This window comes from Variovorax sp. GW821-FHT09B01, from assembly GCF_059418345.1.
Genome location: NZ_JBWKPQ010000001.1, coordinates 1428252 through 1451843, shown reverse-complemented (window position 1 = coordinate 1451843; position 23592 = coordinate 1428252). Strand labels below are relative to the sequence as shown.

The following is a 23592-nucleotide window of genomic DNA, read 5'->3' as shown; positions in this document are numbered from 1 at the left end:
ATGAGCACCATCCGTTTCCTGCGCACCTTCGTCGCCGCGGCCCGCGGCGGCTCGTTCGCGGCCGCGGCCGACCAGGTCGCGCTGACGCAGGCGGCCGTGGGCCAGCAGATGCGCGCGCTCGAGGCCGAGATGAAGAAGTCGCTGTTCGACAAGACCGGCCGCACCATGGCGCTGAGCCCGGCCGGGCACCTGCTGCTGCCGCGCGCCGAGGAGCTGCTCGCGCAGTACGAGTCGATGCGGCGCGACCTGCAGGACCAGCGCCAGATCGCCGGCACCATCAAGCTCGGCTCGCTGATCTCGGCGATGGGGTTGCTGTCGAGCACGCTCGCGGTGTTGAAGTCGCTGCATCCGAACCTCGAGGTGGAGCTGCGCGTGCGCGAGCAGACGCAGCTGATGCAGGACGTGATCAGCGGCGAGCTTGACGCGGCCGTGGTGGTCGAGCGCCAGTGGCCCGAGGCGCCGGGCCTGCTGTGGACGCCCTGCTACGACGAGGCGCTGACCGTCATCGCCAACGCGGGCATCGCCTCGGCCGAGACGCCGATCGCGAGCCTGTTCGCGAACCATCCCTTCATCCGCTTCGACCGCCGCACGCCGACCGGCGCGCGCATCGACAAGATCCTGCGGCGGCTGCAGTACGTGCCGAAGGAGTTCCTCGAACTCAACTCGCTGCTCGCCATCGCGGAGCTGGTGCGCAAGAACGTGGGCTTCACCATGGCGCCGCTGCTGAAGAACTTCGACTGGGAGAGCGACCCCGCGCTGTGCGTGCTGCACCTGCCGGGCCGGCCCGTGGCGCGGCGGCTCGGCATGCTCGAGAACGGCAAGCGCAGCCATGTGACGGGGGTGGTGCGCGAGGAGATGCTGGCGCATCTGCGGCGCATGAAGCCGGCGGCACCCTGAGGGGCGGGCCGGCCTTGCGAGGCGGCCCCACCAAAAAATCTATATGATTCGTATACGTTTCATATAGACCAAGCACCATGGGCATCGTCAAGATCTCCGACCTCATGCACGAGAACCTGCGCGTCGCAGGCACCGCGCTGAGCCGTTCCATCAACGCGCAGGCCGAGCACTGGATGCGCATCGGCATGCTCGCCGAGCTGCATCCCGACCTCGATCATCGCGAGCTGTGCCAGCTGCTGGTGCGCGCCGAGATGGCCGGCGGGCTCGACCTCGCGATGGCCTGCGCGCCGAGCGAGCCGCACGCGCCGCGGCCATCGGGCCGCGCGGCGGGGCGGGCGGCGAAGGTCGTGCAATGAACATGGCCGTGCCCCTGAAGACGCCCGAGCAGATCGCGCTGTCGCGCAAGGCCGGGCACCTCGCGGCCGAGGTGCTGCAGATGATCGGGGCCTACGTGAAGCCCGGCGTCACCACCGATGAGCTCGACCGCCTCTGCCACGACCACATCGTCAACGTGCAGCGCGCGATCCCGGCCAACGTGGGCTACAAGGGCTTTCCGAAGACCGTGTGCACCTCCGTCAACCACGTGGTCTGCCACGGCATTCCCTCGGCGCAGAAGACGCTGAAGAAGGGCGACATCGTCAACATCGACGTGGCCGTGATCAAGGACGGCTGGTTCGGCGACTGCAGCCGCATGTACTTCGTCGACGAGCCGAGCCCGCTCGCGCGCCGGCTGGTCGAGACCACCTACGAGGCCATGCGCGCCGGCATCCTGGCCGTGCGCCCGGGCGCGACGCTGGGCGACGTGGGCCATGCGATCCAGAGCGTGGCGCACCGCGAGCGTTTCAGCGTGGTGCGCGAGTACTGCGGCCACGGCATCGGGCAGATCTACCACGACGATCCGCAGGTGCTGCACTACGGCCGGCCCGGCGAAGGCCTGCGGCTCGCGCCCGGCATGGTCTTCACCATCGAGCCGATGATCAACGCGGGCCGCCGCGAAACCCGCGAGCTGCCCGACGGCTGGACCGTGGTCACGCGCGACCATTCGCTGTCGGCGCAGTGGGAGCACATGGTCGCGGTGACCGAAGAGGGCTTCGAGGTGCTGACGCCCTGGCCCGAGGGAACAGGCAACTATCCCGCCATTGGTTGAGCGCGGGTCGGCTCAGGCCCAGCGAAAACGCGCCGTGAAGTTGCGCAGCAGCGCCGGCTCGTAGGTGAAGACCATGCCTCGGATGCGCGTGGCGCGCCGCGCCACCTCGGCCAGCGCGTCGGCCACGTAGTCCATGTGGTCGTTGGTGTAGACGCGCCGCGGGATCGTGAGCCGCATCGATTCGAGCGGTGCCTTCTCCTGCAACCCGGTGGCGGGATCGCGCCCGAGCAGCAGCGAGCCGATCTCCACCGCGCGCACGCCCGCTTCGAGGTACAGCTCGCAGGCGAGCGCATGCGCCGGAAAGCTGTCGGCCGGCAGGTGCGGCAGCAGTGCGGCCGCGTCGACGAACACCGCATGCCCGCCGGTCGGGTGCTGGATCGGGATGCCCTGCGCGCGCAGCCGCTCGCCGAGGTAGGCGACCTGGCCGACGCGGTAGCGCAGGTAGTCGGCATCCATGGCCTCCTCGAGGCCGACCGCTAGCGCTTCCATGTCGCGGCCCGCGAGGCCGCCATAGGTGATGAAGCCCTCGCTGACCACGCAGCGTTCCTGCACGGCGCGAAACAGGTCCTCGTCGTCGCGGAAGCTGCAGAAGCCGCCGATGTTGACCAGCCCGTCCTTCTTCGACGACATCACCGCGATGTCGGCGCAGGCCATCATGTCGCGCACGATGTCGGGTACCTCGCGCTGCGCCTGTCCGGCCTCGCGCTCGCGGATGAACCAGGCGTTCTCCGCGAAGCGCGTGGCGTCGATCACCACCGGGATGCCGGCTTCGCGCGCGAGTTGCGAGGCCGCGCGCAGGTTGGCCAGCGCGACCGGCTGGCCGCCGCTGGTGTTGCAGGTGACGGTGGCCACCAGCGCCACCACGTTGGCCGCGCCGTGGGTCTCGATCAGCCGCGCGAGTTCGTCGAGGTCGAAGTTGCCTTTCCAGTCGTGGTAGGTGGCGGTGTCCAGTGCCTCCTTCGTCAGTGCGTTGAGCGCGCGCGCGCCGGCCAGCTCGATGTGGAGCTTGGTGGTGTCGAAGTGGAAGTTCGACAGGAACACCGGCTGCTTCGCGCCGCGGCGTTTCACGAGCTCCGGGTAGAGCAGCTGCTCCGCCCCGCGGCCCTGGTGCGCGGGCACCGTGTGGCGATGGCCGAAGACCTTCTCGATGGTGTCGGCGAGCCGGTAGTAGCTGCGGCTGCCGGCATAGGCCTCGTCGGCCGCCATCATCGCGGCCCACTGGCGGTCGCTCATCGCGCCGCTGCCGCTGTCGGTCAGCAGGTCGATGAAGACGTCGTCGCTGCGCAGCAGGAAGGGGTTGAGCCCCGCGTCGAGCAGGGCCTGCTCGCGGTGCGCGCGCGTGGTCAGGGCGATGCGCTCGATGGTCTTGATGCGGAACGGTTCGGGGATGCGCTTCATGGGTTCTCCTGGTCGAAGCTCGGTGCGGATGGATCGGATGGCTGACCCGGGGCGTTCGCGAATGGCGATGCAATGCAGTTGCGCATTCGTTGCCTATCGAGAGAAGATGTATCGCCTGCTCCGGCCCCTGGTCGAGCTCGCAACGATTCTTTCGCCCGGCTCGTGCAATGGGTTTTCATCGCGCCTGGGGATCACCCCTCGAAGAAGAGAAGTCCTTTCGCCATTCCCACCAAACAGGAGAACATCTTGCAACCCGTACCGCTGGACTCGATGGACACCCGCATGCTCGAGGTGCTGCAGGGCCATGGCCGCATCTCCAACCTCGAGCTCGCGGCCGCGGTCGGGCTCTCGCCCGCGCAATGCAGCCGCCGGCATCACCGGCTCGAGGAAGAGGGCGTGATCGCGCGCTACGAGGCGCGGCTGCGGCCCGCGGCCGTGGGCCTGCGCGTGATGGCCTTCGTCCACATCGCGATGGAACGCGGCCACGTGCGCGACTTCAAGCGCTTCCGCCAGGCCGTGACGCAACTGCCCGACGTGCTCGAGTGCCATTCGGTGACGGGCGACGTCGACTACGTGCTCAAGGTGATCGCGCGCGACCTCGAGGCGCTCAGTACCTTCCTCACCGAGAAGCTCTCGGCGCTGCCCGGCGTGAGCATGGTGCGTTCGAGCGTGTGCCTCGAAGAACTGAAGGGCGGCGCGGCGCTGCCGCTGGCGCAGGCCGGCACCTGAAGCGCGACCTCAGCCGCGCCGCGACTGCACGAAATCCACGAAGGCGCGCAGCGGCGCCGGCAGCCGCTCGCGCCCCTGGTAGTAGAGAAAGGGCCCGGTGAAGGGCTGCCACCAGTCCTCGAGCACGGGCACCAGCGCGCCGCTCGCCAGTTGCGGCTGCAGCCATTCCTCGAACAGATGGATCACGCCGATGCCGGCCACCGCCGTTTCGACCGCGAGCTCGACGCCGCCGCCCAGGCGCACGATCAGCGGCCCGTCGACGTCCACCGTCACCACCTCGCCCTCGCGCTCGAATTCCCAGCCCGCCATCGCGCCGCTCGCGAAGCGCCCGCGCAGGCAGGCGTGCCGCAGCAGGTCGCGCGGATGCACGGGGCGGCCGTGCGCCGCGAGGTAGGCCGGCGAGGCCGCGGTCGCCATGCGCTGGCGGCGCGGGCCGATCGGGATCGCGATCACGTCCTGCTCGAGCCGTTCCTCGTAGCGGATGCCGGCATCGCAGCCCGCGGCCAGCACGTCGACGAAGCTCTCCTCGACCACCACCTCGAGCAGGATCTCGGGATAGGCCGCGAGAAAGGGCGGCACGATCGCCGGCAGCACAAGCCGCGACGCGCTCGCCGGCACGTTGAGCCGCAAGGTGCCCGCGGGCTTGTCGCGAAAGCCGTTGACCACGTCGAGCGCGGCCTCGACCTCGCCGAGTGCGGGCCCGAGCCGGTCGAGCAGCCGCGCGCCGGCCTCGGTGGGCACCACGCTGCGGGTGCTGCGATGCAGCAGGCGCACGCCCAGCCGCGTTTCGAGCCGACGCACCGCCGCGCTGAGGCTGGAGGCGCTGACGCTCTGCAGCCGCGCCGCCTCGCGAAAGCCGCCCGCGCGCGCCACCGCCACGAAGACCGCCAGATCGCCGAGCTGTTCCGTCATCGCCTGTCTTTCGATTGTTCGTTTTTCCGCACGACCCGTGCGCATTGAGCCGGCTTATCGTACGCCGCCGCGGTGCCTACATTCAGCTTCAACCTGAAAGGAAAGCCCATGAACCCGCTCGACACCATCTCCACCTTCCGCCTCGGCAGCCGCGACGTGAAGCGCCTCGGCTACGGCGCCATGCAGCTCGCCGGCCCCGGCGTCTACGGCCCGCCGAAGGACCGCGCCGCCGCCGTCGCGGTGCTGCGCGCCGCGATCGAGGCCGGCGTGGACCACATCGACACCAGCGATTTCTACGGCCCGCACGTCACCAACCAGATCATCCGCGAGGCGCTGCACCCGTACCGCGACGGCCTGACCATCGTCACCAAGGTCGGCGCCACGCGCGGGGCCGATGCTTCGTGGAACCTCGCGGCCTCGCCGGCCGACCTGCGCCAGGCGGTGCACGACAACCTGCGCAACCTCGGCCTCGACGTGCTCGATGTCGTCAACATGCGCAGCATGCTGGGCGTGCACGGCCCGGCCGAAGGCTCGCTCGAGGCGCCGCTGACCGCGCTCGCCGAGCTGCGCCAGCAGGGCCTGATCCGCCACATCGGCCTGAGCAACGTGACCGCGAAGCAGGTCGACGACGGCCAGCGCATCGTGCCGATCGTCGGCGTGCAGAACATGTACAACCTCGCGAACCGCGCCGACGATGCGCTGGTCGAGAAGCTGGCGCGCGAGGGCATCGCCTATGTGCCCTTCTTCCCGCTCGGGGGCTTCACGCCGCTGCAGTCGGGGGTGCTGTCGGAGGTGGCCAGCGAACTCGGCGCGACGCCGATGCAGGTGGCGCTGGCCTGGCTGCTGCAGCGCTCGCCGAACCTGCTGCTGATTCCGGGGACTTCGTCGCTCGGGCATCTGCGGGAGAACCTCGCGGCGGCTGGGCTGGAGTTGCCGGCTGGGGCGGTGGCGCGGCTCGACACGATCGGTGTCGGGGCGGGGCACTGACGGACTTAGTCGGGAAGCAGGCATCCTCGCGCGCCGGCCGATCCACCTGAACAGCCGCATCGATGAACTGCTTCCTCGCGATTGGCGTGGCACGCTAAAGGCGGTGCAGGGCTGAAGCAGAGGCTGGGGAGCCCGGTATAGGCCCTTCAGTCAGTCCTCGTTCGGAGTTCATGCCCCGCGACGAGAATCCTGTCCACCACCGACCCCGCTCGCCTCGTGAGTTGGAATACTGAGGGTGAATAAAAAGCGGGCACGGTACGCCGTAGCTCGCTCCATGTGACCCAGCGCCTCGGCCGCTCGTTCCATGTCTCGCCAGAAGCCGCCTCGGGGGCGCTCCTGAACCCCGCACGCAGCCAGGAGATCCATGCACGAGACCAGTGCTTCCTCGGAAAGTCTTTGCTCAACCTCCGCGAGAGCGACATGACTATCCGGTATATCCGATGGCACGCGCAGGGAAACGTACTGCTTTGCAGAAAGAAGATGCGCGTGAGTCGATAAAAGCCGTTTGATCCGAGCTGGGTTGTTCATGGCGTTCCTCGGCTGATGCGACGTAGCCAGATTCATGAGCGTATTGTGCCGGCACGACGAACGATTGGTGGTGTCCGAAAAGGGCATCGTAGCGAGGATAGCTACGGCCCAAGCGGAATTGGATCGTGCTTCATACCGATGATTGATTGACGCGGCAGCTTGCTTTCCACGGGGGGTTAGCTGAAGGGGCAAGCACTATGTTGAATCTGCTCGAAGTGATGGATCCGGCAAAGCACGCTGTCCTTAATTCGCAGCCTCGTGCAGGCAGCGCTGCGGCAGCGTTCAGGTCCAATTTCCTCGCCAAGCATTTTCCAGAACGCCAATGCCGCTTCGTCACGTTTGCGATCTAGCTGAAGCTGGAACATGTTCGCGTTCTTCGTGATGCGCAGTTCAACAAATTCGCGTGCCTGATCGACGTCTTCGAAAATCCAGTCCAAAGAACTCGCATCCCAGTCAAGGTCGTCGACCAGAAGGCTTCGCAATGCGCCCTTGCAGTCGGCGCCTTCGACAATTGCGAATGGCGGCTCCTCAAGCGCTCTCCATCGGTCTGGGACGTTCAAGACTTTTCCGAGCATGTCTCCCCATTGATATGCCATTGCTGAGAAATCCAGAATGACTCCTTCGGGATGCAGTACCTCGTCGGCTGCCCGGAACATTGCATCCATGTACGTCGCATCGCGGTTTCCGGCTGAGCCGTATCCGTAGTTGCCGCTGAAACAGACTCGAAGCAGCTTGCCTTGTTCTGCTGACCTTACAGGAGCGGCCTGGAAGCCAACATCAACGGAGCTATGGTCTTCCCACTTCACCGCTGTGAATGCACCATGGTCTCTAATTTCGTTCGCCATACGTATGAGGTGAGATTCTGCTTGATCGAGCGACGTTCTGGTCGCGGCCGAATTTTGCCCAACCGCACGACCGGCTGGTTATGGCTGAAAGCAGCAGCATTCATCAGTCGTCGTCGTAGATCTGAATGATGTGCTGAGGACCAAATGTCACCAAAGCGCCGATCTGAAGCTCGTTCGTGGACACCGGTTGATTGTTGAGCGAACCGATGTAGCCGGTAGCGGTGACTTCCTCCACGATTACCCACATCCGTTCAACGTCAACAGTCTCACCATGCTCGATGCGAAACACCAGCTTGACGAGTTGGCCATGCTGCAGGTTGGCCCGCTGCTCCTGAGGAGGGATATAGAACGTCTCCGGAGCTTCTTCGTGCAGAGCCTCCCCATCATCGAGTTCGAAATGCATAACTGTCCTCCTTGCTTGAGAGAGTGACCGGCTCCCGGCGAACTCGGTCTGACTCGTCAGCGATCGGTCCTAGCCGAATTCTGCCTCGGTATCCACGCCGGAAATGCCCGTACGAACATCCCGGCAGCCACGTGGCTGTCCTGCTAGTGCGGGCTCGGGATGTGGATGAAATTTCGGCGTTCCGCGAAGTCATATTGACGTCTCGCGCAGAGGGTGGAGCAAACGTCAGTCGGCGTCTTGACCTGGCCAGCCGGGGCCATCACGGAGTGAGTCGTCGTGCTCTGGAAAGCTTGCCAGGTTAGGCCAGGAGATCGGAGCTTCTCCTCGTGCCGTCCGTTTCGCCTGGTCTGCCAAGCTGGCGAAGAGGTCGGAGTAGCCGGGCCAGAACGTGGGATGTCGCCAGCCCGTTGGTCCATTGGCTTCGCTGCGCCCTTGTGCCATCACAAGTGCGGACAGGAAGGCCTCCTAGTTGGCAGGCGTGAACGTTCGAGCGTCAAGGAAGCCATAGAGATGGATGCCGGCGTTTTCATCCGAGAGCCATGTTGCGAGTGCATCGTGACCGCGTTCTGTGAGCACCTGCGAAATCTCTCTCACGATCGCGCGACAGATCCAACCAGCACACCCTATTCCTACGTTTTCAGCGGCGATCAATATAGCCATGGGGTTTCCGTGATGATGAGACTTGCGAGAGCGTTGACTCGAAGGCTGGTCTGCAGAACGCGATTTTCGATCGCGGCTAAATGAATCGCGTGATGGCGAGCCATTCAGACGACCAGCCCCGGCATCGATCTTCTGCGCCTACACCCATCACGCGGGCTTGGGGGGGCGATTCGAGTGCTGCGGACGCACTCATCCCCTGGAACCCATCAACTGCCTGCGCGCCATCCACGGGTTCGACAGCGCAAACAGCGAGACGACCCGCGCTGTGTTCTTCGCCTTGGTAGCGAGCCGTGTTCCTCGCCCTGCAGGAGCGCACTAGCGACGTTGATGTCGCTGACGTTCGCCGCTATGCCCACTACGGTGTGCACCAGGCCTGATGCTGCATCGACGCCAATGTGCGCTTTCATGCCGAAGTACCACTGGTTGCCCTTCTTGGCCTGATGCATCTGCGGGTCACGTTCACCTTCAACATTCTTGGTCGAACTGGGCGCCGCGATCAGAGTTGCATCCACGGCCGTTCCCGTGCGCAACATCAAACCCTTGGCCTTGACCACGCGCAGCATGTCTACGGCCAAGTCATGAGCTTCCAGCAGGTGACGGAATCGAAAGATGGTGGTCTCGTCGGGCAGACGGCTCGCGCCGTCACTCAGACCAGCAAACTCCCGGTGCAAGGGCACATCGTGCAGCGCCTCTTCCATGGCCGGATCACTCAGTCCGAACCATTACTGCAGATAGTGAATGAGCAGCATCGTCTCGATGGCGAAAGACGGGTAACCGGTCTTCGCCCGTGGGTCTTGTGGCTCGACGATCTGCACCAGCGCGCTCCATGGAACTACCCGATCCACTTTATCGAGGAACTCGCGCTTGCGCGTCTTCTTCGTAGACGGGTTCAGACCCAAGCCGAGTTGACTCGGCGGCGTTACGCGTTGGGCAATCATGGGTTCAGATCATGCAAGGCTTGGACTGGTTTTGCAGACGATCCCTAGCGGCTATGGGGCGGGGCGCCTTTGCATGCCCTGGTCGTTGTTGATCCGAACGACGAGCTGAGCGATCTTTTGATCTTTCTCGTCGAACATTTTTCCAAGCGCGTGCTCAAAGATGTCATACAGCTCGACGACATCCTGAGACTCGGGTTTCTGACCTTTGTGGCTGCCTGCATTCCCAAGCCATTTCACAGCGAGAAAATTCTTTCTCAGGGGTGCATATTGTTGGGGTAGTTTGTTCACTCGAGCGTGCAGGGACAGACGTTCTCCATTGACGTCTTTCCTCGGCACACGGAAGTGATCCATCAAGGCTTCCAACGCAATACGCGCCGAGTTCATTGCCGCGGCGGGATTCGAGAAAAACATCGCGAATGAGGACTCGAGATGTTCAGAAACTTCCTCTGGACACTTCTCGGGCAGGTCCATCAGCTTGAGCGGCGGTTCAAAGTACTTCGGGTCAAAATTGTCCTGGTGCTCCTCGTGGTCATCGCCATATTGGTCGTACCACCGGAACGTGTCGACCCTGCCCACTCCAGTGCAGCTGATTGGCTCCTTGCACTTGCCATTGCTGCAATAGAACATGCATGCGAACCGATATCGAATCCAATCAAACTCGGAGAAGTCTTCCTGCTGTTCGAGACGGCTGACTACGGTTTGGTCCTTTGCAAAGTTCTCCTTTGCCAAGGTGAGGTGTCCCTCTTCACACAACGGGCACCGCCAAGCCGGAACGTTGTCGGGATTGAACGAACGGGTGTAGAGGGCGCGGTCCATTCTCAGATTGTGCACGACACGGTCACCGGACGAACTGCAGCGTGATGTACCTGCACGACACCAACGAATTCGCGCCCAACAAACGCATGGACGCGCAGCACCGGTTGATGGTGAAGGGGGAAGTGCTCTGTCGCTAGAGTCTGCCAACAGACAGCTGCTTCGATGGCATGCCGTCCGCGCGAGCCGGTGCGATCTTCATGCTCCAGAACAATCTCAGCTTTGGCTGCCAGCCGGTAGGCCACCGTTACTCGGGAGATGCACCGGCACGTAGTCTTGTGGACACGAACTACACGCTGCAGAGCGGCGATGGCATCCAGGCCTCTCCAGGCAGTCTGACGAATGCGGTTGACGCTGAAGAAACCGATCACCACGACGCCGACGAGAAGATGGAAGTGTTCGACTTTGGTCGACCCGGTCCCGGCCGACGGTGCAATCGATCTTTCAGCGATCAGAAGCGCGGATGCGCCAAGCGACCGCTCTTGGAACTCGTTGCCGGCCGATCTGGCGCCACCTAACCCGAGCGAATCTCGCAGCGGTGCTGTGCGAATCCCGATCTTCAAGTTATCAGAGGTCGGGAAGTGCCTTGCGAAACTGGGTGTTCGATCCTGAGGGACGGCCGGCGGTAGGTACGCGTCGCTGTCCCTTGACTCGGTGCAAGATTGAGGGGCTAATTCATCAAGGAGAACTTACACAACGCGCTGAACTGTTAGGTTCAGCGTGGTTGCCACCGCTATCGGTGGATCGAAGCAGAGCACCTCAAGTGCCAGGTTCGCTGGAGACTTGTTGTTGCCTTGAGCGCAACAGGATTGAGCGCCTTTTGGAGGAGAAAAACATGGACTCGAGAATCGGTTGGATGGCCTCTAGAGGCGCTCTGATCTTGCTGAGCTTTCTAGTGACAGGATGCTCGTTCTTAATTCCTCGCGACAAGGTCTACGTGAGCGATCCGGGTGCTAGATGGGTTAGCGCCGAGGTGGATCTCAAATCTCGAGCGTCTTCGGATGTTCTGTTTGCTTGGCTCAGCGAGGTTGCATATCCGGAGGAAAAAACCCTCGAAGCCAATTGCAGTCCGCCGCGAGTGATGCTCGACAAGCACGGATGGTCGCCGATAACGGAGCAATTATTCAGGCCGGATGAGATCAAATCGTACAATGAGATCGGCCTGTACTTCGAGATTTGGTATCGAGCTTCCAGTCCCTCCGGAGTAGTGGTCAGCTTTGGAGGTACAAATCTTAGTTCTCTCGAACACCTTAAAGCGAATCTGAGATGGTTCCTTCAGGATGACGCAGACACCTATTCGCAAGTCGCCAAACGCTTTGTTCCGGAGTTTAGAGAAAGATACCGAAAAGAATTGGTGAGCGGGCGCATTTCGGAAGGGGCTCGGCTGTATGCGACCGGTCATTCGCTCGGAGGTGGGCTGGCTCAGTTGTTTGCGTATTCTTTGCCCTCAGAAGCGCCGGAGCTTAGGTTAAAGCGGGTAGTGGTGTTTAATACAAGTCCGGTGACGGCCAAGAATACGCTTTTTAAAAGCGAGGTGAAGAAAAACATGAAAGGAGTATCGATCGATCGGGTGTATCAAGTTTCGGATCCTCTGGACTTCATCCGAACGGTGTCGGCGGCCGTGTTTCCAGCTTCGAAATCGGATCCGGCAACGAGAATGGTGCGCTATAACGTTGTTAAAACGTTTTCTCCGATTACTTTTCACAAAATTGGAGTTTTTGCCTGTGGCTTGGAATTGAGCGCGGATCAAGGCTTGATAGATCAGTCGTACGCGAGAGATCGAGAATAAAGGTTGTTTGAAATTTCCGAGTCGTCTATCTAGCCAGTCGATCAGGTACGGGGTGTCGAGTTGGGAACTCGCGGCGTCCGACACGTGGTCGTGCTACTGGCCCTTGACCTCGACGGGCAGTTGCATGACCGGCCCCATCGCGAATGCCAGGTTGGCGCGTTTGTCCCTCGGCATGTCGGCTTCGGTCATGCGTCGGACCCAATAGGTGTCGGCCAAGCGTGTCTCAACCATGGCTGCGAGGTGATCGCGGCAGCGATTCTTGTCATGGGGAATGTCATTATCTCCCCAGAAGATGCGAACCGGGTCCAGCTCGCCGCCCAGTAGCTTGCGCTGGGCTTATTCGAATTCTTCCAGTATCAACGTCCGCAGATCGTCCCTAAACTGCAGTCCATGCAGAACGACCAAGCACAGAGCCTTCAACTCATTCTCACTCTGCAGTCGCCGCCGCCAGGCGTCGACTTTGCCGTGCAGCGCGGGCGCGATGAGTTGGTGAGGCCATTCCTCGCGACGACAGGCTTGGTGTCGTTCGCCATCACGCTGACTCTTGGACCTTTGCTTGCCGATGGATCGCCCAACTTCCGGGGCCCTTTCGCGCAAGGCACGCCCGCGGATCGATTCGTGTACGTGAACTCCGGTTTCTACGCAGGCCAGATGGGCACGCCGTGGGAACGAAGGGCGAAGATCAAGCTGGTTGATATTCCGATCGCGCTGGTGGAAAGCGCGGTGGGCAACCCGAATGCCGCGATCGAGGCGCGCATCGAAGGAACGATGAAGGATGGGGGGCCGGTGTGTGCGAGTGTTCGGGCGCCGCAGATTGCGTGGCAGATGGTGATGCGGTCGGATTGAGCTGATGAGCCGCCTTTCGGATTTGCCACCGTGCTCATGAAGCGGTCCGCAGGGCAGGCGATTGAACTGTCGAAGTGAGGCTTTGCCGAGGAGGAACTCACTCTCCAATAGCAAAAAATCCTCAGATCTCGGCAGCACGCGCCACAGGGCTCGTGGCGGAGGTTGGAGGTGTGGGGCTGTTTCCTACCGATGGCGAGTGCAGTAGCAAGGATTGCGACGGGCCCGTTGCTGGCATTGAAAACGCTCGAATCCTTGCCGCTAAGCCACCGTTCGCAGTTGCTTGTTATCGGGACGCTTCTATGGCTGAAGCAAGTGCGGACCCTACTAGTCGACGGTCCTTGTACTCGTCGGCAAAATAGTTGATTCGATTGGCAAGGTGCTGAATGGCGAGCCAGCCCAGACCGTGGTAGTCGCGAAGTTCGTAGTCGTTTAGCTTGATGAGGCACTGGTAGCTAACAAAGGACGCTTCGCAGTCGACGATGACGTAGAGCGCATCATCTTCATCTTGCAGCAGCCGCCACCAGCTATCGTCGATGTGATAGGTCGCCTTCGCAGGTACAACAAGTTTCATGTTCACTAGCCTTCTGAAGGCGGTCGTTCCTCATCGGCTGCAACTGGTCGAACTAGGATCTTCTCCGTGGATACGTAGGCCACCGATATTCAAGCTCCTCGGGTCCCATGGAAGTTTGAAGAGTCGATTCGACTAGAGGAGGCGGTCCGCCTTTGAAGACGTGCACGTAGTCACGTTCGATCTCCCAAGTTATGCTGCGGGCAGGACTCAAGCCAAACTCAATGTGAAGCTGAACCCTATCCTAGTAGAGACGAGAAAGCAGGTTCTCGAACTTGTCGAGCCATTTTCCGATGTCTGAGTCAATTTCTTTCAAACCTGCAGCAAAGTGGATGGGCCTGCCCCAGTAAGCGATCATGGGCTCCCCTGAGGGGGCTAGCCCGAACATTCTTCGGCTGAGGGGTGGCCAATCATCTTGGGCGGGCAGGCTATCAATGACCATTTCGTTGTATTTTTTTGAAGCGCCAGAACTTCCTCCTCAAACGGTACACCAGCGTCAGAAGGGTTTTGATTCGCTTCAGCGATATAGCCGTAGACATAACTTGAAAATCCCATCCTCCCACTCCCAAAAAATAGCACGACTACTGATGATGCTTGATCTTGGTCGCCGCAAAATCAAGAACATGGACCAGGCGAACTTTCTGCGACGCCGTCGAAGGTCTGCTTCTGGCGGTGGTGGCAGGTGGAAGAGCGACGATGCTCATTTTTCGGGCGTGTGGATCTTTGGAAGCTGCTCGGCCCATTGGATGTACGAACGGAGTTCAGGCTCTGCGGCGGCGGGATAGAAACCTTCCAGCGAGCGGTGAGCGGACATGGCTGTCACACCGGCTCGCAGAATCCAACTTGCCCGAAAGCACTCCAGGTCATTGGTTTTATAGCATCGCTCTTCGGCCTTGATCGACACCGAGTTGACGACGGCGTTGACTGCAAGCGCACGACTCGCCCCTGCCAAGAACGAAAAATATGCGGTGATACCGAGTGCAACCACGAACAGAGCAAGAACGGACCAAAGACGTCGGGACATGAATAGCGCATTGAAATTTTTTTGGGATTCTGCCTCGTCCCAGAAGATGCGATGTTGACCGGCAGCCATCACGACGGCAGGAGCCAATCAGGATGCGAAGAACGTATGCTGTGCACTCTTAGCAATCAACTTCCATGAGTGCCTCTTTTTTCACAAGCAGCGGCTCAGTCGTGGTGTCGAACAAGCGATCCGCGGCCTTGGCGGAGTTCGCTCTCGTCTGCGCACGGAGATGCATCAAGGAACACGAACACACCCTGTTCGTGAGCAAGTTCGAGTCGGAATCCTCATCGATTTTCCCTGGCTACGACTTCGACTTGGAGGAGCTATTCAGCACCAGGGAAGAGAGGCAGTTCTGGTCCGATGTCTTCGCAACTCTGGCGTTCGACCTCGATGCTGGAACGCTGGGCAACCAGGAGGACAGGACATGGGCACCCAGCGCAGCGTCGGACGCCCGAAGAATCAGCGGGTTGTTGGCCGCGGCAGCACTGCGGCCGTGCGGCTGAGCGCGAGATCGCCTCGCTCAATGCGATCGCGTCCCCGACATCAAATTCACCAACCGCGCCGTAGAACTCACCCCCAACTTGCTCCGCGCACTGCGCAACTGATGATCCACGGTGGAGAACGACCGATTGAGCCTTCGCGCAATCTCCTTGTAGCTCAACCCATCGACCGCCAGCCGAGCCACGGTGCGTTCAGCCGGCGTCAGGCTCTCGAGCAGATCGATCGCATCGCCACCATGCACCGGCCGACCCACGTCCCGCTGCACGCCACTGGCCATGCGCTGCGCCGTGCTCATCACCGGCCCGAGCACCACCGCCGCGATCTCCTCGAAGCGCGCCCAGCGTTCGTCGCGCGCAGGTTCGCACGCATCCATCCAGTCGACGCACATCAGCCCCAGCGGCCGCGTGCGATCCATGATCGGCGCGGCCATCTTCACGCGCGTGCCCATGCGCAGCAGTTCGGCGCGCGTACTCTGGCCGAGCCGGCGTTCCTGCTCGACGTCGCGCAGCACCACCACGCCGTGCGCATGCCAGACGGTCTGAACGCCGCAGTCGGCGGCGTCGATGGCGAGGCCGATGACCGAGGGCACGTCGCGGTCGCGGCGCAGGGCCTCGGCCTGGGGGCGGTAGCAGGCTTCGTCGGGGCGGCCGAAGCCGCAGTCGACGCGGTCGGCGTCGAAGGCCTCGCGCAGCCAGCCGGCGGCGAAGCGCCAGCAGTCATCGGGTTCGTCGAGATGCAGCAGCAGGTGCGCGGCCAGGTCGCGCGCGGGCCGCCAGCGGAGGGCGCCGTGGCCATCCAGCAGGCTGCGGCGCAACTGGCGTTGCGCGGCCATCAGCTCTTCGTCGTTCATGCGCCCATCTCCGACTGCACATCCAGGTCGGCCGGATGATAGCCAGTCCGGGCGGGGCGTCGGCATGGGGTTTGCCTATTTGGCGGCCGGCCGGGCGGCCGCGATCTCCGCACTGAGGTCGTGCGTGCGCTTGATGACGTACTGGTGCAGCAGTTGCATGTCCTCGGGCTTGAGCACGCCCGCGAAGCCCGGCATGCCGCGGTTGATGCGCGCGCCGCTCACGGTGGCCGCGAACAGCTCGTGCTGCTCGGGCTTCATGTAGCGCAGGTCGGGCACGACGCCGCCGCTGACGGCATTGAGGCCGTGGCAGGAGCCGCACAGGCCGTTGAACATGAGGCGCGCCTGCTTGATCTGCTCGGCCGAGGCGGTGAGCGGCGGCACGTCGGCGGCGCGCGGCAGCGCGGGCGCGAGTTTGGCGGGCGGCAGCTTCTGGCTGGCGCCGAGCTTGAAGGTCACGACGCGCGCCTCGGGCCGCACACGGGCGCTCAGCGAGATCGGGCCGGTGATGTGCGGGAAGGCGCCGCCCCAGCCGACCATGAAGCTCACGTACTGCTCGCCGTCGACCTCGTAGCTGATCGGGCCGGCCATGGCGCCGCTGTTGACGGGGCTCTGCCAGAGCTGCTTGCCGTTGTCGGCCGCATAGGCCACCGCGCGGCCGTCGGCCGTGCCCTGGAACACGAGGTTGCCCGCGGTGCTCAGGGTGCCGCCGTTCCAGGCGCTGGCGTAGTCGTGCGACCACGCGGCCTTCTGGCGCACCGGGTCCCAGGCCAGCAGGCGGCCCTTCCAGGCGCCGCGGATCTGGGCCTCGATCTTGGGGTCCTCGGGCAGTTCGGGCACCTCCAGGCCGAGGTTGACCACCGACTTGGTCGGCAGGAACAGCGGTTCCTTCTGCGCCTCGAGCTCGGCCATGGTCTCCTGCGCGGGCAGGTAGACGAGACCGGTCTTCGGGTTGAAGGACATCGGGTGCCAGTTGTGGCCGCCGAGGAAGGCCGGGATCACCAGCTTCTTCTGGTCGCCGGGTCCGTAGTTGCCGGCGCCGGTCTCCACCGGCCGGCCGGTCTTCAGGTCGATGTGCGAGGCCCAGTTGACCGGCACGTAGTTCTTCGCCGAGATCAGCTTGCCGTCGGTGCGGTCGAGCACGTAGAAGAAGCCGTTCTTCGGCGCCTGCATCAGCACCTTGCGCAGCTTGCCGTCGATGCGCAGGTCGGCCAGCACGATGTGCTGGGTGGCGGTGTAGTCCCAGCGATCTGCGGGCGTGGTCTGGTAGTGCCAGACGTAGTCGCCGGTGTCGGGGTCGAGCGCGACGATCGAGGACAGGAACAGGTTGTCGCCCTTGCCCTCGCTGCGGAACTGGTAGTTCCACGGCGAGCCATTGCCGGTGCCGATGTACAGCAGGTTGAGCTCGGGGTCGTAGGCCATCGAGTCCCAGGCCGTGCCGCCGCCGCCCCACTTGACCCAGCCGTTGCCCGACCAGGTCTTCATCGCCATGGCCATGGCCTTGTTCTCGGGCGGCTGGGCCGGGTCGCCGGGCACGGTGAAGAAGCGCCAGGCCTGCTGGCCGGTGTCGGCGTCGTAGGCGGTGACGTAGCCGCGCACGCCGAACTCGGCGCCGCCGTTGCCGATCAGCACCTTGCCCTTCACGATGCGCGGCGCGCCGGTGATGGTGTAGCTCTTGGTCTTGTCGAGCACGGTGTCGACCGACCAGACCTGCTCGCCGGTGCGCGCGTCGAGCGCGATCAGCCGGCCGTCGAAGGCGCCGACGTAGACCCGGCCCTTCCACACGGCCACGCCGCGGTTGACCACGTCGCAGCAGCCCTGGCTCAGCGATTCGGCATTGACCTTGGGGTCGTGGCGCCACAGCAGCTTGCCGCTGCGCGCGTCGAGCGCGTAGACGATGCTCTCGGCGCCGGTGGTGTACATCACGCCGTCGACCACGATCGGCGTGGCCTCCACGCCGCGGTCGACGTCGAGCTTGTAGGTCCAGGCCATGCCGAGCTTGCCGACGTTGCGGTCGTTGATCTTCGCGAGCGGGCTGAAGCGCTGCTCGTCGTAGGTGCGGCCGTGGCTCATCCAGTTGCCCGGCTCGCGATCGGCCGCCGCGATGCGCGCGCCGTCCACGGCCTGGGCCGCGGCCGCGCCGGCGAGGGCGCAGCCGGCCAGCAGCAGCGCGAGGCGCGCGCGAAGGCCGAGGCGGCCGGGCGGGGCGGGCGGAAGGCGGTGGGGCATCGTGACTCCTGGTTTCTTGTCGGTTGTTGTGAGGGGGCCGGGGCCGGCGAGGGCAGGGCAGCGGCCCTCGGGATTCTGGAAAGCGCCCGCGCGCCTGGCTATCGCGAGCTTTCGCGATAGGGTTTGCCGCAGGGGGATGCGCGTTGGGCGCTGGGGACGGCCCCGGGAATACCCCGTCGCGAATGTTCGCGATGCCATGAAGGCGGCGGGCTCGCAGACTGCGTCCCATGAGCCTTCAAACCTACCCCAATACCGTCGACAACCGTCCGGTCACGTCGGAGCGCAGCTTCGAATCGAAGAACCCCGCCACCGGCGAAGCCATCGGCCTCGTGCCGCATTCCACGGCCGAGCAGGTCGAGCAGGCCGTGCGCGCGGCGCGCAAGGCGCAGCCGGCCTGGGCCGCGCGGCCGGACGCCGAGCGCCGCGCGCTGCTGATGAAGGTGGCCGAGGTGCTGCACGGCAATGCCGAGTACCTGGCCGGCTGGGTCACGCGCGAGCAGGGCAAGCCGCTGGGCGGCGTCGGCCCGACCGAGGTGCCGGGCGCGCGCTTCGAGCTGTTCGGTTGCGAGGCCTGGACCCAGGTGCCGGCCAGCCTCGAGATGCCGGTGGACGTGGTGTTCGAGGACGCCACGCGGCGCGACGAGATGCACCGCAAGCCCTTCGGCGTGATCGCGGCGATCGCGCCGTGGAACTGGCCGCTGTTGATCGCCATCTGGCAGATCGTGCCCTCGCTGCGCGCGGGCAACACGGTGGTCATCAAGCCCTCGGAGTACACCAGCATCGGCACGCTCGAGATGGTGCGGCTGATCGCCGAGGTGCTGCCGCCGGGCGTGCTCAACACCATCAGCGGCACCGGCGAGGTCGGCGGCTGGCTGGTTGAGAACCCCGACGTCGACAAGATCATGTTCACCGGCTCGAGCGCCACCGGCGCGAAGATCGCGGCCGCCGCGGCGCGCAACCTCACGCCCACCACCATCGAGCTCGGCGGCAACGACGCGGCCATCGTGCTGCCCGACGCCGACCCGAAGGCCATCGCCATGGACCTGTTCTGGGGCGCCTTCCTCAACATGGGCCAGACCTGCGCCTGCGCCAAGCGGCTGTACGTGCCCGATGCGCTGCACGACGCGGTGGTGGCCGAGCTCAAGGCGATCGCCGAGGCGATGCCGATGGGCGACGGCGCGCAGCCCGGCATCGCGATGGGCCCGATCCAGAACCGCATGCAGTTCGACAAGGTGCGCCGGCTGGTCGACGAGGCGCGCGCCGGCGGCGCGACCATCGTCTGCGGCGGCGAGCCGCGCGCGGGTGCCGGCAACTTCTATCCGCTCACGCTGGTCACCGACATCGCGGACGGCGCGAGCCTGGTCGACGAGGAGCAGTTCGGCCCGGTGCTGCCGGTGATCCGCTACCGCGACATCGACGACGCGATCGCTCAGGCCAACCGCGTCGACGTGGGCCTGGGCGCCTCGGTCTGGGGCACCGACATCGAGCAGGCGCGCGCGGTCGCGTCGCGCATCGAGGCCGGCACCGTGTGGATCAACCAGCACGGCGCGATCCACCCGATGGTGCCCTTCGGCGGCGTCAAGGGCTCGGGCTGGGGCCTGGAGTTCGGCATCGACGGGCTCAAGGCAGTGACGCAGCCGCAGGTCATCAGCCTGAAGAAGAAGCCGCAGTAGCCAACGCCACCGGATGGCATTTGCCGGCACGGGCCGGGCGTCGCGCACGCTCGGCCCGTGCCGTTTTGGGGTGTCGCGCTCCTACAGGAGGCCGCGCCGCGAACTGACCTGGCGATTTTTCGTGGGGCCTAAGTTGATCCATGTCGGGCATCCGGTCCGGCGGATCTCAACCTTCCGGCCTTGCCGGATTTCCCCAAGGAGCATTTCCATGAATCGCACGTCTCACCTGATCGCAGCCCTCGCACTCACCGCCGCCGGCGCCGCCTTCGCGCAGGGCAACCCGCCCACCACCGCGCCGCCGAACCCGGCCACCGCCGCCGGCCAGCAGAGCCCCGCGGGCGGCCCGATGGGCACGACCGGCACCACACCGCAGAACAACACCATGGCCGCCACCCCGGCACCGGCTCCGATGCGCGGCTCCGCGATGTCGCAGGACTCGGGCAGCAGCAACATGGCCGCCGCACAGCCGATGCGTCCGGCGCGCGCCGACCGCAACTGAGGCCGCGGGCTTCAGTGATGCACACAGGCATTCCGTACCCGCGGGCGGCGGCGGCAGCGCTGCTGCTCGCGAGCGCGGCGGCGTTCGCCGCCCCGCCCGCGATGCCCGCGGCCCCGCTGACGGCCGATGCCCAGCGCATCGCCCAGGCCGCGGTCGCGGCGCGCGACAACGCGGGCGGCGCCTTCGCGGTGGTCGACAAGAAAGCCGCGAGCGTGTTCGTCTTCGACGCGAAGGGCACGCTGCTCGGCTCATCGCCCGTGCTGCTGGGTCTCGCGCGCGGCGACGATTCGGTGCCGGGCATCGGCGAGCGCCCCATGGCCAAGATCCGTCCGCATGAACGCACCACGCCGGCCGGACGCTTCGCTTCCGAACCGGGGCGCAACACGGGCGGCGAGGACATCGTCTGGGTCGACTACGACGCCGCGATCTCCATGCACCGCGTGCGCACCACCAACAAGGCCGACCGCCGGCTCGAGCGGCTCGCGTCGCCCACCATCGCCGACAACCGCATCTCCTACGGCTGCATCAACGTGCCCGCCGCCTTCTACGACGCTTACGTGAAGCCCGCACTGGGTCAACGGCGCGGCGTGGTCTACGTAGTGCCCGAGTCTTCGCCCGTGGCTGCCCATTTCGATTTCCTGAATCCGGCGAAGGATGCGCGCGCGCCATCCGCTGCGCGGCCGGCGCTGTAGGCATCCGCGAAGATCCTTCGCACGCTCCTGCGACACAATGCCGCATGCCGACGCATGGCGGCATGTTCATCGAAGGAGACACACCCATGGCAAGTGCGGAAGCCGCGCCGCCCGTTCAGGACCCCGCGCTGCTGCGCCGCCTGCTGCGCGCCAAGGACCGCATGGACGCCGCCTCGCACGAGGAATGGCCGGTCGAGCGGCTGGCGCAGGTCAGTGGCGTTTCCGAGGCCCACTTCGCGCGCTCGTTCAAGCAGGCCTTCGGCACCCCGCCGCACCGCTACCTGCTCACGCGCCGCATCGAACGCGCGAGCGCGCTGCTGCGCGAAACCGAACTCTCGATCACCGACATCGCCTTCGCCACCGGCTGGTCCAGCCTCGGCACCTTCGGGCGCACCTTCCGCGACATCACGGGTGGCAGCCCGGGCGAGGTGCGCACGCGCGGCAAGGGCGAGGCACAGGCCTTCGGACCCGTGCCGGCCTGCATCGTCAGCGCCTCGCAGCGGCCCCATCTCGAAACAGCAGTTTCGGAGAAGCGCCGCCAGGCCGCGGCCGGTACAAACGAGGCCGAACCACAGGAGATTCCATGAGCCAAGGTATTGAAACGGTCGGTCTGTATGTGCGCGATCAGGAGGAGGCCCTCGCCTTCTACGCGGGCAAGCTCGGCTTTCGCGTCCACACCGATGTCGGCAACGGCGATTACCGCTGGTTGACCGTGCAGCATCCCGAGCAGCCGGCGTTCCAGCTCGGCCTGTTCAAGCCCGGCCCGCCGGTGCACGACGCGGCCACGGCCCAGGCGCTGCAGGCGATCGTCGCCAAGGGCGCGATGCCGCCGCTGGTGCTGAGCGTCGACGACTGCCGCGCGAGCTACGAGCGGCTGCGCGCCCAGGGCGTGGAGTTCACGCAGGAGCCGGTGGAGCGCTACGGCACCGTGGATGCCGGCTTCCGGGACCCGTCGGGGAACGGGTGGAAGATGATCCAGCGCGCGGGCTGAGATCTGAGACCGCGACTCAGCGCTTGACGAAATAGTCCTTGGCACCCGTCGCGTCGAGCACGGCATTGAGGGCGAAGGCCACCGCGAGCCCGCGGCCATCCACGGCCTGGGCGGGTGGCGGCAGGCCATCCGTGGTCAGGAAGCTGCGTGTGCGCGTCTCCCAGCGGGCCGAGGGGTAGATCCCCTGGTTCGGGTCCGACGCCATCAGCGGCTTGGCCCCGACCCAGCTTCTCTTGATGTAGGACGACGAAGCGGCCTGCGACGCAGCGGCTTCGAGGAGCGGGTCGCTCGCGGACTGCGCGAGCGATTCCGCGAAGGCATGGCCGTGCGACAGCAAGACGGCGAGCACGCCGGTGGACAGCAGCAATTTCATTTTTTCTCTCCCTGTTCGATCGTGTCGGCGCGGGGCCGACGGGCATGCGGCCCGGCGTCGCCGTGCCGCGCGCGCATCTTAGCGTCACGATCGGCGGGCCCCCGCGTGCCCGCGTGCCCCGCGGTCTTCAGCCCACGAAGTTGCCGCTGCTGTTCAACAGGATCTGGCTGACCTGGCTGCTGGCGCGCGAGCCGCCCGCGTAGTCGAAGCGCCAGCCGTCGAGGTCCACCGCGGCGCGGCGCTTGAACTGGGTCAGCAGCTTCGCGCGCCCAGGCTCGGTGCCCGCGCCGGCGATGACGGCGCCCGCATAACGGCCGCCGAGGTAGCCGGCAAAGCTGGTCGGCGAGGGGTCCTCGTCGAAGTAGCGCTGCAGCGCGTTGCGGTAGCTGCGCACGATCGCCACCTTGCTGGTGCGCGGATCCGGCACCACGCGCGTGAAGATGATCGGCACGCCCTTGCCGGGGCTCAGCTGCAGGAAGGTGTTGGTGTCGACGTCGGACAGGCACACCACGGTGCGCTGCACGCCCCGTTTGGCGAGCCCGCGCGTGAACAGGGCCAGCTCGATGGCATCGCCCGTGAACAGCAGGAAGTACGGCGTGCTGGCGGGCAGCTGGCCGCCGAAGGCTTCGAGGTCGCGGCCCTGGGGCGCCGTCAGCACCTGCGCCTCGAGCTTGAGGCGCTCGGCGATCTGCGCCATGCCCGGCTGCAGCGCCGTGGCATGAGCGGCGGTCGGGTACACGATGCCGATCTTGGCCACGCCCATGGTCGCGAGGTTCTTGAGCACGTGCCGGATCTGGTCCTCGCGCGAGGCGAACAGGGCGAACAGGTTCGGGTTCGCATCGAAGCGCGAATCGGCGAGCCAGGGCGCGACATGCGCGATCTCGAGGCGGCCGCTTTCCGCATGCGCGAGGCTCGCGAGCGCGAGGCGCTCTCCCACGGTGCCCACCAGCGCGACCTGCGCGCTGTCCTCGCCGATGGCCTTGAGCGCGGCCTGCGCGTCGGCGTCCGAGTCGCCGACCTCCACGGCCTTGAGCTGCACGTTGAGCCCCGTCGTGGCCTTGAGCTCGGCGAACGCGAGCCGGAAGCCGGTCGCGTAGTCGCGCGACAGCGCCTGCTGGCTCGGCGACGTGTTCATGAGCTGCGTGACCCGCACGGCCGGCTGTTCGGCGGCGCGGGAACCCTGGGCGAAGCTGGCGCCGACGGACGACGCGAAGGCCATGGCCGTCGCACCACGAAGGACTTGGCGGCGGCTGGGGCGATGCAGGCTCATGCGGCCATGCTAGGTGGAATTTATGACATGGGT

General features: G+C 65.0%; 25 protein-coding genes and 1 pseudogene. 13 read left to right on the top strand and 13 right to left on the bottom strand.

Annotated elements, in window-relative coordinates:
* The 3 genes from AC07RV_RS06425 (at window position 1) to map (ending at window position 2044) form a co-directional block, all read left to right on the top strand.
* Window positions 1-897: a LysR substrate-binding domain-containing protein gene (locus AC07RV_RS06425; protein ID WP_296786639.1), complete on the top strand. Its 897-nt coding sequence runs from the start codon at window positions 1-3 to the stop codon at window positions 895-897.
* Between the two features lie 77 nt (window positions 898-974).
* Complete coding sequence (locus tag AC07RV_RS06420) at window positions 975-1253, top strand: ParD-like family protein (RefSeq protein ID WP_057589954.1); 279 nt, start codon at window positions 975-977, stop codon at window positions 1251-1253.
* On the top strand, window positions 1250-2044 hold the full coding sequence (gene map / locus AC07RV_RS06415) for a type I methionyl aminopeptidase (protein ID WP_203206673.1): 795 nt from the start codon (window positions 1250-1252) through the stop codon (window positions 2042-2044). Before AC07RV_RS06420 ends, map begins: the two co-directional genes overlap by 4 nt.
* Window positions 2045-2056: 12 nt before the next feature.
* Here map and AC07RV_RS06410 read toward each other — a convergent pair whose 3' ends face one another.
* Window positions 2057-3442, bottom strand: coding sequence for a tryptophanase (locus AC07RV_RS06410; RefSeq protein WP_296786633.1), 1386 nt, complete (start codon window positions 3440-3442; stop codon window positions 2057-2059).
* A 270-nt stretch (window positions 3443-3712) separates the two neighbouring features.
* On the opposite strand from AC07RV_RS06410, the gene AC07RV_RS06405 reads away from it, so the two are divergent.
* Window positions 3713-4171, top strand: a complete 459-nt coding sequence (locus tag AC07RV_RS06405) for an Lrp/AsnC family transcriptional regulator (RefSeq protein ID WP_296787047.1) — start codon at window positions 3713-3715, stop codon at window positions 4169-4171.
* 9 nt (window positions 4172-4180) lie between these two features.
* Here AC07RV_RS06405 and AC07RV_RS06400 read toward each other — a convergent pair whose 3' ends face one another.
* Window positions 4181-5083, bottom strand: coding sequence for a LysR family transcriptional regulator (locus AC07RV_RS06400; protein WP_296786630.1), 903 nt, complete (start codon window positions 5081-5083; stop codon window positions 4181-4183).
* Between the two features lie 108 nt (window positions 5084-5191).
* Between AC07RV_RS06400 and AC07RV_RS06395 the strand changes: the two genes are divergently transcribed.
* Window positions 5192-6070 carry an aldo/keto reductase family oxidoreductase gene (locus tag AC07RV_RS06395; RefSeq protein WP_296786628.1) on the top strand — a complete coding sequence of 293 codons (879 nt, stop codon included), beginning with the start codon at window positions 5192-5194 and terminating at the stop codon, window positions 6068-6070.
* A 704-nt stretch (window positions 6071-6774) separates the two neighbouring features.
* On the opposite strand, the gene AC07RV_RS06390 is transcribed toward AC07RV_RS06395, so the two are convergent.
* The 5 genes and pseudogenes from AC07RV_RS06390 to AC07RV_RS06370 form a co-directional block, all read right to left on the bottom strand.
* Complete coding sequence (locus AC07RV_RS06390; protein ID WP_444852487.1) at window positions 6775-7443, bottom strand: hypothetical protein; 669 nt, start codon at window positions 7441-7443, stop codon at window positions 6775-6777.
* Between the two features lie 103 nt (window positions 7444-7546).
* Complete coding sequence (locus tag AC07RV_RS06385; RefSeq protein WP_296786622.1) at window positions 7547-7846, bottom strand: DUF2314 domain-containing protein; 300 nt, start codon at window positions 7844-7846, stop codon at window positions 7547-7549.
* 852 nt (window positions 7847-8698) lie between these two features.
* A pseudogene (locus AC07RV_RS06380) lies at window positions 8699-9444 on the bottom strand (IS5 family transposase); the annotation flags it as partial.
* Window positions 9445-9495: 51 nt separating this feature from the next.
* A complete protein-coding gene (locus AC07RV_RS06375; protein ID WP_296786620.1) occupies window positions 9496-10260 on the bottom strand; it encodes a DUF8608 domain-containing protein in 765 nt (254 codons plus the stop codon).
* A 2-nt stretch (window positions 10261-10262) separates the two neighbouring features.
* Window positions 10263-10820, bottom strand: coding sequence for a hypothetical protein (locus tag AC07RV_RS06370; RefSeq protein WP_296786617.1), 558 nt, complete (start codon window positions 10818-10820; stop codon window positions 10263-10265).
* Between the two features lie 272 nt (window positions 10821-11092).
* Here AC07RV_RS06370 and AC07RV_RS06365 point away from each other — a divergent pair, with 272 nt between their 5' ends.
* Window positions 11093-12046, top strand: a complete 954-nt coding sequence (locus tag AC07RV_RS06365; protein WP_296786614.1) for a lipase family protein — start codon at window positions 11093-11095, stop codon at window positions 12044-12046.
* A 390-nt stretch (window positions 12047-12436) separates the two neighbouring features.
* The gene (locus tag AC07RV_RS06360) at window positions 12437-12892 is read left to right on the top strand and encodes a DUF5990 family protein (RefSeq protein WP_296786611.1); all 456 of its coding nucleotides are present in this window, start codon (window positions 12437-12439) and stop codon (window positions 12890-12892) included.
* 283 nt (window positions 12893-13175) lie between these two features.
* On the opposite strand, the gene AC07RV_RS06355 is transcribed toward AC07RV_RS06360, so the two are convergent.
* Window positions 13176-13463 (bottom strand): hypothetical protein, encoded by a 288-nt coding sequence (locus tag AC07RV_RS06355; protein ID WP_296786608.1) that lies wholly within the window; start codon window positions 13461-13463, stop codon window positions 13176-13178.
* A 697-nt stretch (window positions 13464-14160) separates the two neighbouring features.
* Entirely contained in the window at window positions 14161-14553 is a 393-nt protein-coding gene (locus AC07RV_RS06350) for a hypothetical protein (protein ID WP_296786606.1), read from the bottom strand.
* A gap of 65 nt (window positions 14554-14618) precedes the next feature.
* Between AC07RV_RS06350 and AC07RV_RS06345 the strand changes: the two genes are divergently transcribed.
* The gene (locus AC07RV_RS06345; protein ID WP_296786603.1) at window positions 14619-14987 is read left to right on the top strand and encodes a hypothetical protein; all 369 of its coding nucleotides are present in this window, start codon (window positions 14619-14621) and stop codon (window positions 14985-14987) included.
* Between the two features lie 17 nt (window positions 14988-15004).
* On the opposite strand, the gene AC07RV_RS06340 is transcribed toward AC07RV_RS06345, so the two are convergent.
* The gene (locus AC07RV_RS06340; protein ID WP_296786600.1) at window positions 15005-15835 is read right to left on the bottom strand and encodes a helix-turn-helix transcriptional regulator; all 831 of its coding nucleotides are present in this window, start codon (window positions 15833-15835) and stop codon (window positions 15005-15007) included.
* A gap of 75 nt (window positions 15836-15910) precedes the next feature.
* Window positions 15911-18061, bottom strand: coding sequence for a PQQ-dependent dehydrogenase, methanol/ethanol family (locus AC07RV_RS06335; RefSeq protein ID WP_296786596.1), 2151 nt, complete (start codon window positions 18059-18061; stop codon window positions 15911-15913).
* Between the two features lie 227 nt (window positions 18062-18288).
* Here AC07RV_RS06335 and AC07RV_RS06330 point away from each other — a divergent pair, with 227 nt between their 5' ends.
* The 5 genes from AC07RV_RS06330 (at window position 18289) to AC07RV_RS06310 (ending at window position 21916) form a co-directional block, all read left to right on the top strand.
* Entirely contained in the window at window positions 18289-19734 is a 1446-nt protein-coding gene (locus tag AC07RV_RS06330) for an aldehyde dehydrogenase family protein (protein WP_296786593.1), read from the top strand.
* A gap of 208 nt (window positions 19735-19942) precedes the next feature.
* The gene (locus tag AC07RV_RS06325) at window positions 19943-20233 is read left to right on the top strand and encodes a proteophosphoglycan ppg4 (RefSeq protein WP_208507530.1); all 291 of its coding nucleotides are present in this window, start codon (window positions 19943-19945) and stop codon (window positions 20231-20233) included.
* A 17-nt stretch (window positions 20234-20250) separates the two neighbouring features.
* Entirely contained in the window at window positions 20251-20925 is a 675-nt protein-coding gene (locus AC07RV_RS06320; protein ID WP_296786588.1) for a L,D-transpeptidase, read from the top strand.
* Window positions 20926-21011: 86 nt separating this feature from the next.
* On the top strand, window positions 21012-21512 hold the full coding sequence (locus AC07RV_RS06315) for a helix-turn-helix transcriptional regulator (protein WP_444813667.1): 501 nt from the start codon (window positions 21012-21014) through the stop codon (window positions 21510-21512).
* On the top strand, window positions 21509-21916 hold the full coding sequence (locus tag AC07RV_RS06310) for a VOC family protein (protein ID WP_057589938.1): 408 nt from the start codon (window positions 21509-21511) through the stop codon (window positions 21914-21916). Before AC07RV_RS06315 ends, AC07RV_RS06310 begins: the two co-directional genes overlap by 4 nt.
* Window positions 21917-21932: 16 nt before the next feature.
* Here the strand turns inward: AC07RV_RS06310 and AC07RV_RS06305 are convergent, their stop codons facing one another.
* Window positions 21933-22289, bottom strand: a complete 357-nt coding sequence (locus AC07RV_RS06305; RefSeq protein WP_296786582.1) for a hypothetical protein — start codon at window positions 22287-22289, stop codon at window positions 21933-21935.
* Window positions 22290-22416: 127 nt separating this feature from the next.
* On the bottom strand, window positions 22417-23559 hold the full coding sequence (locus AC07RV_RS06300) for a type 1 periplasmic-binding domain-containing protein (protein WP_296786579.1): 1143 nt from the start codon (window positions 23557-23559) through the stop codon (window positions 22417-22419).
* Window positions 23560-23592 lie beyond the last annotated feature (33 nt).

Coding starts and splice junctions, on each gene's coding strand:
- AC07RV_RS06330 (WP_296786593.1), top strand. CDS start 18,289: ATGAGCCTTCAAACCTACCCCAATACCGTCGACAACCGTCCGGTCACG.
- AC07RV_RS06335 (WP_296786596.1), bottom strand. CDS start 18,061: ATGCCCCACCGCCTTCCGCCCGCCCCGCCCGGCCGCCTCGGCCTTCGC.
- AC07RV_RS06350 (WP_296786606.1), bottom strand. CDS start 14,553: ATGGCTGCCGGTCAACATCGCATCTTCTGGGACGAGGCAGAATCCCAA.
- AC07RV_RS06310 (WP_057589938.1), top strand. CDS start 21,509: ATGAGCCAAGGTATTGAAACGGTCGGTCTGTATGTGCGCGATCAGGAG.
- AC07RV_RS06395 (WP_296786628.1), top strand. CDS start 5,192: ATGAACCCGCTCGACACCATCTCCACCTTCCGCCTCGGCAGCCGCGAC.
- AC07RV_RS06325 (WP_208507530.1), top strand. CDS start 19,943: ATGAATCGCACGTCTCACCTGATCGCAGCCCTCGCACTCACCGCCGCC.
- AC07RV_RS06305 (WP_296786582.1), bottom strand. CDS start 22,289: ATGAAATTGCTGCTGTCCACCGGCGTGCTCGCCGTCTTGCTGTCGCAC.
- AC07RV_RS06385 (WP_296786622.1), bottom strand. CDS start 7,846: ATGCATTTCGAACTCGATGATGGGGAGGCTCTGCACGAAGAAGCTCCG.
- AC07RV_RS06320 (WP_296786588.1), top strand. CDS start 20,251: ATGCACACAGGCATTCCGTACCCGCGGGCGGCGGCGGCAGCGCTGCTG.
- AC07RV_RS06360 (WP_296786611.1), top strand. CDS start 12,437: ATGCAGAACGACCAAGCACAGAGCCTTCAACTCATTCTCACTCTGCAG.
- AC07RV_RS06340 (WP_296786600.1), bottom strand. CDS start 15,835: ATGAACGACGAAGAGCTGATGGCCGCGCAACGCCAGTTGCGCCGCAGC.
- map (WP_203206673.1), top strand. CDS start 1,250: ATGAACATGGCCGTGCCCCTGAAGACGCCCGAGCAGATCGCGCTGTCG.
- AC07RV_RS06390 (WP_444852487.1), bottom strand. CDS start 7,443: ATGGCGAACGAAATTAGAGACCATGGTGCATTCACAGCGGTGAAGTGG.
- AC07RV_RS06300 (WP_296786579.1), bottom strand. CDS start 23,559: ATGAGCCTGCATCGCCCCAGCCGCCGCCAAGTCCTTCGTGGTGCGACG.
- AC07RV_RS06345 (WP_296786603.1), top strand. CDS start 14,619: ATGAGTGCCTCTTTTTTCACAAGCAGCGGCTCAGTCGTGGTGTCGAAC.
- AC07RV_RS06420 (WP_057589954.1), top strand. CDS start 975: ATGGGCATCGTCAAGATCTCCGACCTCATGCACGAGAACCTGCGCGTC.
- AC07RV_RS06365 (WP_296786614.1), top strand. CDS start 11,093: ATGGACTCGAGAATCGGTTGGATGGCCTCTAGAGGCGCTCTGATCTTG.
- AC07RV_RS06315 (WP_444813667.1), top strand. CDS start 21,012: ATGGCAAGTGCGGAAGCCGCGCCGCCCGTTCAGGACCCCGCGCTGCTG.
- AC07RV_RS06425 (WP_296786639.1), top strand. CDS start 1: ATGAGCACCATCCGTTTCCTGCGCACCTTCGTCGCCGCGGCCCGCGGC.
- AC07RV_RS06375 (WP_296786620.1), bottom strand. CDS start 10,260: ATGGACCGCGCCCTCTACACCCGTTCGTTCAATCCCGACAACGTTCCG.
- AC07RV_RS06405 (WP_296787047.1), top strand. CDS start 3,713: ATGGACACCCGCATGCTCGAGGTGCTGCAGGGCCATGGCCGCATCTCC.
- AC07RV_RS06355 (WP_296786608.1), bottom strand. CDS start 13,463: ATGAAACTTGTTGTACCTGCGAAGGCGACCTATCACATCGACGATAGC.
- AC07RV_RS06400 (WP_296786630.1), bottom strand. CDS start 5,083: ATGACGGAACAGCTCGGCGATCTGGCGGTCTTCGTGGCGGTGGCGCGC.
- AC07RV_RS06410 (WP_296786633.1), bottom strand. CDS start 3,442: ATGAAGCGCATCCCCGAACCGTTCCGCATCAAGACCATCGAGCGCATC.